At 68.0% G+C, this 12387-nt stretch carries 9 protein-coding genes and 1 pseudogene; 1 reads left to right on the top strand and 9 read right to left on the bottom strand.

Annotated elements, in window-relative coordinates; genetic code table 11:
• Positions 1 to 5: 5 nt before the first annotated feature.
• From ACSUZC_RS00400 to ACSUZC_RS00435, 8 genes and pseudogenes are all read right to left on the bottom strand, one after another.
• A complete protein-coding gene (locus ACSUZC_RS00400) occupies positions 6 to 1292 on the bottom strand; it encodes a TY-Chap domain-containing protein (RefSeq protein WP_439030982.1) in 1287 nt (428 codons plus the stop codon).
• 188 nt (positions 1293 to 1480) lie between these two features.
• On the bottom strand, positions 1481 to 2650 hold the full coding sequence (locus ACSUZC_RS00405; protein ID WP_439030983.1) for a TY-Chap domain-containing protein: 1170 nt from the start codon (positions 2648 to 2650) through the stop codon (positions 1481 to 1483).
• A gap of 262 nt (positions 2651 to 2912) precedes the next feature.
• Positions 2913 to 3362, bottom strand: coding sequence for an ATP-binding protein (locus tag ACSUZC_RS00410; RefSeq protein ID WP_439030984.1), 450 nt, complete (start codon positions 3360 to 3362; stop codon positions 2913 to 2915).
• A 4-nt stretch (positions 3363 to 3366) separates the two neighbouring features.
• Positions 3367 to 3798, bottom strand: coding sequence for an STAS domain-containing protein (locus ACSUZC_RS00415; protein WP_439030985.1), 432 nt, complete (start codon positions 3796 to 3798; stop codon positions 3367 to 3369).
• A 212-nt stretch (positions 3799 to 4010) separates the two neighbouring features.
• The gene (locus ACSUZC_RS00420; protein ID WP_439030986.1) at positions 4011 to 5192 is read right to left on the bottom strand and encodes a lipase family protein; all 1182 of its coding nucleotides are present in this window, start codon (positions 5190 to 5192) and stop codon (positions 4011 to 4013) included.
• 121 nt (positions 5193 to 5313) lie between these two features.
• Positions 5314 to 6844: pseudogene (locus ACSUZC_RS00425) on the bottom strand (acyl-CoA synthetase).
• 127 nt (positions 6845 to 6971) lie between these two features.
• Entirely contained in the window at positions 6972 to 7604 is a 633-nt protein-coding gene (locus ACSUZC_RS00430) for an LGFP repeat-containing protein (RefSeq protein WP_439030987.1), read from the bottom strand.
• Between the two features lie 70 nt (positions 7605 to 7674).
• Positions 7675 to 9123 (bottom strand): flavin-containing monooxygenase, encoded by a 1449-nt coding sequence (locus tag ACSUZC_RS00435; RefSeq protein WP_439033224.1) that lies wholly within the window; start codon positions 9121 to 9123, stop codon positions 7675 to 7677.
• 220 nt (positions 9124 to 9343) lie between these two features.
• On the opposite strand from ACSUZC_RS00435, the gene ACSUZC_RS00440 reads away from it, so the two are divergent.
• A complete protein-coding gene (locus tag ACSUZC_RS00440; protein WP_439030988.1) occupies positions 9344 to 11584 on the top strand; it encodes a molybdopterin-containing oxidoreductase family protein in 2241 nt (746 codons plus the stop codon).
• 116 nt (positions 11585 to 11700) lie between these two features.
• On the opposite strand, the gene ACSUZC_RS00445 is transcribed toward ACSUZC_RS00440, so the two are convergent.
• On the bottom strand, positions 11701 to 12357 hold the full coding sequence (locus ACSUZC_RS00445) for a fasciclin domain-containing protein (protein WP_439030989.1): 657 nt from the start codon (positions 12355 to 12357) through the stop codon (positions 11701 to 11703).
• Positions 12358 to 12387 lie beyond the last annotated feature (30 nt).

The following is a 12387-nucleotide window of genomic DNA, read 5'->3' on the forward strand; positions in this document are numbered from 1 at the left end:
CCGACTCAACTCTCGATCGACCGCTCCGACGATCCGCCCGCCAACTCCATCGCGCTCAGGAGTATTCGGGCGAGCCGCGCGTAGGCGCGGTGCTCGGCCTCGCACAGGGCGATCTCCTCGTCGCCGAGCTCCGCCCTGCGGGCGAGGACGAGACTGTCCATCCAGTCCCGCATCTCGGCCGCGCAGATGTCGAAGAACTCGTGCACCCTCTCGGGGTCGTTGCGGCAGGCGATGAGAGCGCTGCCGGGCGGGAGGCTCGAGTCCTCGCGGTGGGCCACCCGCAGGAGAACCTGCAGCGCACTGGGGAGGCGATCACCTCGGAGCCGATTTGGCAGCTTGTGGTTCTCGTCGGCTTCGAGGCGCCGGACCATGTCGCGTCGGGCGCCCTGGGTGAACTCATCCCAGCGTCGGAGTGCGGCGACGAGGTTGGCGGGACTGAACACGGCGACATCGATCCGGCGCTGCGCGTAGACGAGTCCGTTGCGGACGACGAGAGCGACCTCGGGCCACCTCGGGGAGAACTCCGACACGATCGAGCCCACCACCGAGGGGGCGGGCACCGTGGAGCTGAGGATGGTCACGAGTTCCAGCGCACGGCCGTCGCGCGCCGGTCGCAGCAGAGAGGTGTGTGTGGCCCGCAGGAAGATGGACTTGCGGGGGCTGACCACCACGGGCCGGCCGGTAGCCGCCATGGCAGCTCGGACGAGTTCGACCAGATGGTCCTGCGACTGTGGCACCACCCCGCCCTCGACCGGTGCGTCGACGGGCCGCGTGAGGGAGGCGAAGCGGATGGTCTCGGCGTCGACGGAGCCCCGACCGGCATCGGTGGGTTCGCCGGCCTCGAGTTCGGTCGAGGGCGTGGTCGAATGGTGTCGCGCGAACGACGGGTCGCTGATGCTGACGAACGACGGATGGATCACACCCCACACCTCGCGGAGTGCGCGTACCGCGGCGGCGGACAGGTCGCCGAAACGCACCGGGTCGACCTCGTAACAGAACGCGCTGCGGCCTTCGAGTCGACACCACCCGCGGTCGACGATGTAGGTCGCCTGGCGCATCCACCGGTCCTTGTCGGTCCAGGTCAGGTCTCCCGCCGAGATGGTGCACCGCAGCCGGACCGATGCGCCGGCGGTCTCGACGACGGCGAAGGTCATCCGACGACGCCAACCGCCGGCGGCCGCCTCGACGACGGCGAGCGTCTGTCCGGGGACGAGCCGGGGCACGCGGGTGGAGAGGGTGTCGGCGAAGTCCCGCCAGGCCGCCTCGAGGACGGCGTCGAAATCGGGGGACATGCAGTCTCCTCCTGGGTGTCGAGCGGCGCGGGACGTGTGCGGACCGGGATCCGAATACTACGACGCCGCGCGGACACCCGGGACGGATCTACCGCGGTGCCGGGGGCGCCGCGCGGCGTGCGTCGACGCGACGGGGAATCACCTGCGGGGACGAGGTGCGCGCCCCAGCGATCACCGGCGAGTGGGGCTCACTTGGCCGACGGACGACGGTCGGCGGTGTCGTCATCGGACAGCACGACGACCCGGAGCGCGGCCCGGAGATTGTGCGTGGTGGCCTGCCAGGCGTCGGCCTCGAGGCGGCACGCATCGGCTTCCACCGAGTCCGACGCGGCTGCTGCGTCGACAGCCGAGCGACGCCAGGTGAGGTATTGCTCCTCGCTGGTGTGGATGTAGGAGAGGATGTCGGTCTGGTTGTGCCCGCAGATCTTGGCGACCTCTCGTGCACTGAGCGACCGACCGTCCGGATCGAGCTCCAGCAACGTCTGCAACGCGTCGGGCAGCCGGTCGCTTTTCGTGATCGATACGGGCGAACCCTCGGTGACCTTGGCGATCACGCTGGGCGCGCAGTCGGCCAGGAAGCTGAACCACTCGGCGAGCGCGGAGCTCAGATTGTGGGGATGGTAGACGGCGCATTCGACGGTGAGGGTCGCGAACACCTCGTTCTCGAGCAGGTGCACGCGGACCGCGGAACCCATCGTCGGCTGGGCGGCCACCACGTCGGCGGCGCGTCGCCGGTCGGTGATGTCGCCTGCGAGACGCGCGAAGAACTCCAGCCGTGGCGCGTCGGAACGCGGGCTGAGCCACGAGGAGACCGGCTTGGTCGGGAGGGCGATGTCGCCGTCGACATCGGTCTGGATCCGGCAACCCGTCAGGTCCTCGAGCGACCCGACGAGCAGGGCTCGTAGGTGGTCGGCGTCGAAGGGCTGGACGGCCACCTCGATCTGCGGCTCGGGCCGGGCCGCAGGGCTGTGGTCGAGGAACGCCGGGTGGACGACCTCCCACACCTGTCGGAGGGTCTGCACGGTCACATGGGCCAGCTGGTCGACGCGGCGTCTGCCGACCTCGAAGATGTGGGTGTCGTTGCGCAGTCGCCGCCAGCCGAGAGCGGCCAGCATCTCGACATGCTCGTCGAAGTGTTGCGGGGTGGGGTGCAGGTCGGCGTCGTCGATGGTGCAGCGCAGCCGACGCGAACCGGTGATGGTGAACCGGAGCATGCCGTGGGGGCCCTCGGGGATCGTCGGATCCTGCTGGATGGTGAGGGTGTCCCCGGTGTCGAGGTGGGACAGGCGGTCGCCGACGTGCAGTGCGAACGTGCGCCAGGCCTCGTCGATGTTCGAGTCCACGGTGAAGTCGGTCATGTCGACTCCCTTCTTCGCGCTGACCTGCATGCGCATGTCTGCGGTGTCAGATCGGAGAACGGCTCGACAAGAGCTATGCGATGGCCGGCCCCGAACCTGCCTTCGGGTTCAGGTTAGGCGACTTCGCCGACAGACTTGGTCGGTTGATCAGACTCGAGCCTGAACTCCTGCCCGAACCGTACCCCGATGGTCGCCAACCGGCAGACTCAGGCGGGGGTTCGCCCGACGGGAACCCGAACCGGCGGTCGCATCGATGCCCGGATCAGACGCGCGCGCCGTCGCGCACCAGCTGCCAGCGGAGGGTCACGGCGGTACCGGATGGGCCGGTCGTGACCTCGGAGTCGTCACTGAGCGCGGTGAGCAGTGCCAGGCCGCGCCCCCGGAACTGATCGGAGTGTCCCGGCTTCCAGGTACCGGTGTCGGTCACCGCGACTTCCAGCTCGCCCGCCGGCGTCACACGCGCACGTACCCCGATGGAGCCGGGTGTTTCCTGCGCGGCGTACGCGTGCTCGGCCGCATTGGCGACGGCTTCGTAGACCGCGAGGATGATGTCGCTGCGCCGCTCGGCGTCGACGCTGACCGCCGCGTCGAGCCACTGGGTGAAACGCAGGCGGAACGAGTACGCGGACTCGGGAGTGGCGGCGACGGACAGCTCGAGGGCGCTGTCGGAGTCCCCGGGTCCGGGCCGGTGTGCCGGTGAGATCAACGCCATGGGGTCATCCAGCCGGGCGGTCGACCATTCCCTCAGGGCAGGTCATGGCCGTCACCGCTGCGGTGAGCGTCGGGTACAGGATCATGGTCTGGTCGAGCCCCATGATGGTCAGGGGCCGGGTGGTCGCCGGTCCCGCGGCGACGACCCCGAACAGGCCGCTCGGCGCGATCGCCTCGTGCGCCGCGACGAGTGCCGCCATGCCGGCCGACGCCAGGAACTCGGTGGATGTCAGGTCGATGATGAGACCGCGGGGTCGGCCGCTCAGGGCCTGGGACACGGCGTCGGAAAGCTGTGGGGCGGTGAGGACGTCGATGCTGCCCTCCACCGTGAGGATCACCAGCTCTTCATGCGCGACCGAGACCACCGACATCAGCGCGCGTCCGGCACTGAAACCGCTGTCGTCGACGATCACAGCCTCAGGATTGTCTGCCTGCATCGGTGGCGGCCCTCTCTCCTGGGGACGGTCCGCCTGAGGGCGATCCGTCCTGACAAAGACATGACGGCAACTGCTTCACCGGTGTGACCATCCTGCCACGGGGGAACATCCCGCGGCCAGCGGGGTGCGCCCATTCGTGCCCGTTTTGTTGCGTCGCATCGTCGGAGAGACTGTGCGGCAGCCTGATTCAGACCGCGATGACAGGGTGCGAGTCAGCGCGCGAAGAGTCGGCCGAGAAAGGGGATGGCGTCGGCCTGAGACCGGATCAGCGTTCCGCTGTGGTCGCTCTGATAGGTCCGGAACGTCACCGGTTGGCGATTGGCCGTGAGCGCGGCGACGTAGGCGGCCGTCGTGGGGTAGGGCACGTCGGTGTCGAACAGGCCGTGACCCATGAAGAACGGCTTGTCGAACCCGTTCTCGGGCATGCCCATGTATCGCGCGAGGGTCGCCGCGAATCCCGGCAATCCGGTGAGCGGTGCGCTGAAGAAGTCCCCGAGCGAGACGCCCCGCAGCCGGTCCTCGAACTCGGCCACGCACTGCGTCTCGGCGAGGGCCAGGTATTTGCGGCCGGTGGGTGTCAGCAGGCGGTCGATGCCCAGCTCCGGGTGCGCGTACCGAAGACTCGCGGCGATGTAGCTGACGTAGGCGGTGAGCGCGGGCGAGATCGCGATCGGCGGCACCCCGGGTCCGGCGACCTGCACGAGGCGTTCGATGTAGGCCGGTGTGCCGGTGCCCACCGCGCCGCGATAGTCGAGCTCGTCACCGCCGAACGCGGTGGCGTGGCGCGCGGTGTAGATGGCGGCGCCCCCGCCCTGGGATTGGCCGACCGCGGCCCACGAACGCGACAAGCGCTGGCCGACAGGCAGATTCGACGAGTACTCGCGCCCGGCGCGCACCATGTCGACGACATTGTGGGCCGTCGTCCGCCCGTCGAGGTAGGCGTGTAGGCCGGGGGTGCCGAGCCCGGCGTAATCGCTCGCCACGATTGCGTAGCCCTGCTGCATCCATCGCGCGAGGTAGGGCAGGTCGCGTTCGGGCAGGCCCGGACCTCGCACCGACGGCGCGCAGTCGTCGCCGAGGCCCGACGTCCCATGGGCCCACGAGATGACCGGCCAGCCGCCGCGCGGAGCCGTTCCCGACGGAATGAAGACCGTCCCGGTGCTCAGGGCCTTCTGACCGAACGTGTTGGTGGTGACGTAGGTCAGCACGGTGGCGCGAGCCGAACCGGGCACCCGGAACTGCGGTGCGAGGTCCCGTGATGCGACGACCGAGCCGACGTCGCCGACGGTCGGCGGTGAGGCGGTTGCCGGGCCCGCAGCGAGAGTCCCCGAAACCCCGATCGCGACCGCCGCGCACGCGACGAATGTCAGAGCCCTGCGGTGCCATCGAGTCACGCTTGTCACCGTACTGCGAACCTGTCCCGACCGTCCGACCGCTCACCGGTTCCGTTGACGGCCAGTCGGGTTCGATGAGCGGCAACGCATTCGGAGAGCGCGCCGGGGTGTCGCGGTGCTGTCACCGGGCGCGGAGTTCGCGTTTGAGCAGTTTGCCGCTCTGGTTGCGGGGCAGCTCGTCGACGAAGCGCACCCGCTTGGGCACCTTGAACGGGGCGATCTGCGACCTGACGTGCTCGATCAGCGCCTCCTCGGTCACCGATTCGCCGCTCCGAAGGACCACGACCGCGGTGATCGCCTCGATCCACTTGTCGTCCGGTTCGCCGATGACGGCCACCTCCGACACCGCCGCATGGGTGTAGAGGGCGTCCTCCACCTCGCGCGAGGCCACGAGGATGCCGCCGGTGTTGATGACGTCCTTGATCCGGTCGACCACGGTGATGAAGCCCTCGGCGTCGCGTGTCACCAGGTCGCCGGAATGGAACCATCCGTCCCGGAACGCCTCCTCGGTCGCCGGGGAGTTCTCCCAGTAGCCGCGGCACAGCTGCGGTGACCGGTAGAGGATTTCGCCGGGAACGCCGGGTTCCACGTCGTTGCCGTCGGCGTCGACCACCCGTGTCTCGACGAAGAACACGGGGCGCCCGCACGACGAGGCTCGGTCCTCATGCTCTTCCGGCCGGAGAACCGTTGCGAGCGGGCCGATCTCGGATTGTCCGAAACAGTTGTAGAACCCCAGGCCGGGGAAGCGCTCGCGGAGTCGGTTCAGGACGGTGACCGGCATGATCGACGCACCGTACTGCGCCTTGCGCAGGGACGACAGATCGCGGGTGTCGAGGTCGGGATGGTTGGCCAGCGGCACCCAGACGGTCGGTGCGAGGAAGAGTGAGCCTATGCGCTCGGCCTCGACCCGGCGCAGGATCTCGGGAATGTCGGGGGTGGCCATGAGTCGGACGGTCGCGCCGACCGACAGGTACGGCAACAGGAACACGTGCATGCCCGCCGAGTGGTAGAGCGGCATCGCGATCAGCGGATTGTCGTCCGCGGCGAAGTCCAGGGCGATGACCGACGAGACGTACTCGCTGATGAGCGCCTGATGAGTCATGAGTCATCATGGCGCCCTTCGGTTTCGACGTGGTACCCGAGGTGTACAGCAGCTGAGCCAGGTCGGCGCCGTCGGCCCCGGAACCGGAATCGGGCACCTCGCCCGACGTCGACGACGCGAGGACCGAATCGGCCGCGTCGCGGAACGGGATGACCCATTCCACGTCGGCGAGGTCGCCGCGGACCTCGTCGAGGTTGCCGGCCAGCGCCGGATCGACCAGCACCGCGCGTGCACCCGACTGGGCCGCGAGGTAGCGGAGTTCTTCGCCGCGCAGCGCATAGTTGATCGGCACGTGTACGAGTCCGGCGCGGCAGCACGCCAGGAATCCGATCACGTAGGCATCGGAATTGGTTCCGTATGCGGCGACCCGGTCGCCGCGTCGAAGACCGTGCGCCAGTAATCCGGCGGCCGCGCCGTTCACCGCGTCGTCGAGCTCGCGGTAGGTGTGCTTGCGGTCCTCGAAGACCAGGGCCGTGCGATCGGGGTGCCGAGCGGCCGACCTGCGCAGTATGCCGTCGATGGTGTTCGCGGAGGTGAGTGCCGTGGACATGCCCCGACGGTACTAGGACATCCTAGTGAACAGAAGCGGTTCTCACTTTCGTACCCGGGGTGTTTCGTACCCGGGGTGCTTCGTGCCCGGTGGTGTTCGGGGCCAGGGTGTTCAAGCCCAAGGGTGTTCAGGGCCAGAAGATGGTGCCGTTGAGGAAGTCCTGGGCGAACCGGCCGCCGGTCCGGTACTCGCCGCCGAGGGGGACGCCGAAGTACCCGCCCGCACCGCCGGTCTGCTGCCACTTGCGCAGGATCTGGCCCCAGACGATCTGCGCGCCGCCGGCCTTCGACCAGGTGACGACACCGCCCTGGAAATCGTTGCTGCGTCCGCTGCCCGACTTGTACTCGTTGGTCGTCGGGAAACCCAGGGCACCGCGCTCGGCTCCGGCCCGCACCCAGCGGGTACGGATGGCGCCACCCACCTGGTGCGCGGTGCCGCCGTCGACAGCGGGATGCCAGTAGAACGAGGCGTCACGTGAGAAGCTCTGGTAGCGACCGCGTTTGGCGGCGGCGCGCTCGGGCCCGACGGGCACACCCCACTTGAAGAAGCCACCGGTCTGCGCGTAGGCCTCCTCGATCTTGCCGCCGACCAGATGCCCGTTGATGATCCGGTCGGCCTGCGCGGTCGGTGCGACGGCGACGAGCGAGAGCACCGTGCCGAGGACCACCGCGAGCATGAAGGCGAGCCGCAGACGCGGCCGGGCGTGGCCGGCAACCGGGTCGTGGGATTCCTGTCGTAGCGATGAAGTCAGACCACTCATGCGCGCGATAGTACGGACGTACCGAGATGCCCGCCGTCTGCCCCGGCCCCGTCCGACGCCGGGGAGTGGGTCAGACCCGCCCGAACACCATCGACTCCTCGACCTTGTTCAGACGATGGTCGATGGCGTCGCGGTAGTAGTTGTGCCGGACCTGCCAGTGGCCGCGGGTGCCCGACTTCGGCAGCGCGTCCGGTGACCGTTCGACATAACCGGCCTTGAGGTCCCACAGCGGTCGCGCGGCCATGGGCTCGGAGCCGAGGTGCGGGTAGGCGTGCGTGTACCCGTTGACGCGCATGTGTTTCACGAGATCGGCCACCGCACGCGCGGTCATGTCCGCTCGAAGCGTCCACGACGCGTTGGTGTAGCCCACCGACCACGCCAGATTGGGCACGTCCTCGATCAGGTAGCTCTTGAAGACGAAGCGGTCGTGCGGTTTGACCTCGGCACCGTCGACGCGCAGCCGCGTGCCGCCGAAACCGAGCAGCTGCAGACCGGTGGCGGTGACGATGATGTCGGCGTCGAGGTGGCGTCCCGAGGTCAGCACGACGCCCGATTCGTCGAACCGGTCGATGTGTTCGGTGACCATCTCGACCGACCCGCCGGTGATGTGATCGAACAGATCGGCGTCGGGGACCATGCACATGCGCTGGTCCCACGGGTTGTAGGCCGGATTGAAGTGGACGTCGACCGGATAGTCCTCGGGCAGATTCGCCACGACGTTGCTTTGGATCAGCTTGCGCCCGAGCGACGGGAATCGGTGCGTGAGGTGCACGATGGCGGCGGTCTGCGTCGCGTATCGGGTGCGGATGACCTTGTGCGCGGCGCCCGGTGGCAGCAGACGCTGCACCAGCGGGGCGAGGTACTGCTTCTGTTTCGACGAGAAGATGTACGACGGTGATCGCTGCAGCATCGTGACGTGCTCGGCCTGCTGGGCCAGGCTGGGTATCAGGCTGACAGCCGTCGCCCCGCTGCCGATCACCACGACCCGCTTGCCCCGGTAGTCCAGATCCTCGGGCCAGTGCTGCGGGTGGACGATCGTGCCCGTGAACTCATCCGCCCCGGTGAAGCGGGGGGTGTACGGGTTGTCGTAGTCGTAGTAACCGGTGGCGAAGATGACGAACCGTGCGCGCTGGGTCTCCAGACGCGTCTGTGTCCCGTCGTCCACCTCGACGCCCAGCGTCCACGTGTCGGTCGTCGAATCCCAGTCCGCGGTGACGACGTGCCTGCCGTAGCGGATGTGCTCGTCGATGCCGAACTTGCGGGCGGTGTGCTCGATGTAGTGACGGATGTCCTCGCCCTGGGCGAGCGCACCGGGCTTGCGCCAGGGCTCGAACGGGTAGCTGAGCGAGTAGATGTCGCTGTCGGAGCGCACGCCGGGGTAGCGGAACAGATCCCACGTGCCGCCCATCCGGGCTCGACGCTCGAGGACCAGGTACTCGGCGTCGGGATTCTGCTCGCGGAGGCGGTACGCGCAGTCGATGCCCGAGAGGCCGGCGCCGATGATGATCACGTCCTGCAGGGGTGGCGGCGGATCGTCCGCCGACGGCCTGCCGGTTCTCTCCGGGCCGGTGCCGGTCGTCGGATCGGTGATGTCGCTGTCGGTCACATGGACCTCCTCGGGAGGGATGCCTCGGTTGCTGTCATCATGCAACACTTGTCCTCAGATGTGAACGGAATCACATCGAACCGCTGGCCGGCCCACTTTCATGCCGCGGTTTTCCGAGTCGAGGGGACGCATCATGGCGTTGGAGAAGCACACTTATTGCCGGATCTGCGAGCCGCTGTGCGGGATGATCGCCACCGTCGAGGACGATCGGCTGATCTCGTTGCGGCCCGACAAGGACCACCCGTTGTCGAAGGGATTCGCGTGCCCCAAGGGGATCGCGTTCACCGAGATCGTCAACGACCCCGACCGCCTGCGGCACCCGCTGCGCCGTCGGCCGGACGGCGACTTCGAACCCATCACCTGGGACACCGCGCTGTCGGAGATCGGCGACCGCCTCGCCGGCGTGCACCGGACCCACGGTGCCGACTCGATCGGCTGGTACTTCGGCAACCCCGCTACGTTCTCCACGGGACACACCCTGTGGACCGCGATCTTCATGAACCTGCTCGGCACCCCGCACGTGTACTCCGCGGGATCGCAGGACGTGAACAACCGGTTCGTCGCCAGCCACTTCCTCTACGGCAATCCGCTCACCGCGCCCATCCCCGACATCAACCGCGTCGACTACCTGATGATCATCGGCGCCAACCCGATCGTGTCGCACGGCAGTGTGATGAGCTCGCCACGAATCCGTGAAGGGCTGCGGGCGATCACCGCGCGCGGAGGAACGGTGCTCGTCGTCGACCCGCGCCACACGGAGACCGCGCGTGAATTCGACTGGCAACCGATCACACCCGACACCGATGCCCTGTTCCTGCTCTCGTTGCTGCACGTCATGTTCGATGAAGGGTTGGCCGACGAGGACCGGCTGCGGCGGCAGGCGCGTGGCGTCGACGATCTCAAGACGACGGTCGCGGCGTACGCCCCCGAGGTGACCGCCGCACGCACCGACATCGATCCGGGGCGGGTCCGTGAGATCGCCCGGTTGCTGGTGTCGACAGAGCGGGCCGCGGTGTACGGGCGCGTCGGCACCTCGCTCGGGCGGACCGGCACGCTGACCACAGCGCTGCTGGACATGGTCAACCTCGTCGCAGGCAACCTCGACGTCGTGGGCGGGTCCATGTTCGGCGATCTCGGCATTCCCGGGCAGAAGCTGGGAGTCGCTGCGCTGCAGAAGGTGTCGAGCTTCCGCTGGGCGGGACGTCGCAGCCGGGTCGGCAACCTCCCGCAGGTACTGGGGACCGCTCCGGCGTCGTTGATGGCCAAGGAGATCACGACTCCCGGCAAGGGGCAGCTACGCGCACTCTTCGTCAGTGCGGGCAACCCGGTGTTGTCGGTGCCCAACGGTGACGAGTTGCGTTCCGCGCTGGACGAACTCGACCTGATGGTCTCGCTGGACATCTACCGCAACGAGACGAACGCCCACGCCGACTACATCCTGCCGGCGACGACGATGTACGAGCGCGAGGACTTCCTGCTGCCGTTCCAGGCTCTGTTCACCACACCGTTCAAGCAGGCGACCGAAGCTGTGATCCCGCCGCAGGGCGAGGCCCGCGAGGAGTGGACGGTGATCAACGAACTCGTCGGAGCGCTGGCGTCGCAGAACCTGCTGATCCGATCGCTGCACACGACCAACACGCTTGCTCGCCGGCTCGGCCGGCCGGTGACGCCGCGCCGTGTTTCGGATCTGGTGATCCGACTGGGGCTGGGCGGTGACCGGTTCGGGCTGCGGCGCGGCGGCCTCAGCTATCGGCGGCTCATCGAGAAGCATCCACATGGCGCTGTGGTCGCCGATGGCCTTGCGCCCGGACAGCTTTCGAAGAACATCACGTTTCTCGACGGGCGCATCCGTCTCAGTGCGCCAGAGCTGATGGCGGAGATCGAGCGACTCGAGGTCGAATTCGACTCGGGATTTCCGTTGCGTCTCATCGGGATGCGTGAGATCCGCTCGGAGAACAGCTGGCAGCACAACGCCCCGATGCTGCTCCGCGGCGGACGATCACACGCCGCACGGATGCATCCGGATGATGCGACGATTCGCGGACTGGCCGAGGGCGATCTGGCCACCGTGGAGTCCCGCCACGGCCGGATCTCGCTCCCGGTCACCATTACCGAGGACATCAAACCGGGCGTCGTCGCGATCCCACATGGATGGGGCCACAACGGTTCCGGCGGTTGGACGCAGGCGAATGCGGCCGCGGGCAACGATCTCGGCACCGGCGGCGTGAACGTCAACGCGCTCATCTCCTCCGACCCGGCCGACCTCGAACGTCTTGCCGGGATGGCGAACATGACGGGTGTGCCGATTCAGGTGACGGCGCTCGACGATTCGCGGAGACGCGCCGGCGCGTCCGCCGGCGCCTCGCAGAACTGAACGCGCACAACCTGTTCGGACATCATCAGATCGGTTCGGACATGACGATTCCCGGCGACGGGGTGTGTCGCCGGGAATCGTTGTGAAACGTGTTGTCAGCCAGGGGTGCAGCCGACTCACATACCGGCCGGGGGCATCAGCACGGTGTCGATCAGGTAGACCTGCGCGTTGGAGGTCATGACTCCACCGCACACGACTCCGGACTCGTTGACCTTCAGGTTGTCGCCGGAACCGGTGACGGTGACCTTCTGGCCCTCGAGTGTGGTGTGCTCACCGACGATCTGATCCGGCGTGGCCTGACCCGAAACCACATGGTAGGTAAGGATCTTGCTCAGCAGATCGGAATCGGTCTTGAGCTGCTCGACGGTCTCCGGGGGGAGCTTCGCGAACGCGTCGTCGGTGGGTGCGAAGACGGTGTACTCACCCTCGTTGAGGGTCTTGACGAGGTTGACGTCGGGGTTGAGCTGTCCGGAGAGCGCCTGGGTGAGCGTCTTCAGCTCGGGGTTGGTCGCAGCCGCGGTGGCGACGGGGACACTGGACATTCCGGTGACCGACGCGGGGCCCGAGGGATTCGCCTCGGCGTATGCCGCGCAGCCGGGTCCGACGAGGTTCGCGGCCGGGTCGACCGACGCGCTCATCGACGACATTCCGGTTGCGGCGCTGGTGGTTTCGTCTGACGAGCCGGAGTCGTCGCTCGAACAACCGGCGATCACGCCGACGGCGAGGACCAGTCCGGTCACCGCTCCTGCTACACGGGGAACTCGCTTGATCATCGTTGATCCAATCTTCACGGTGGGTGAGCT

Origin of the sequence: Gordonia terrae (assembly GCF_051789125.1) — a bacterium.
Taxonomy (GTDB): domain Bacteria; phylum Actinomycetota; class Actinomycetes; order Mycobacteriales; family Mycobacteriaceae; genus Gordonia; species Gordonia terrae_A.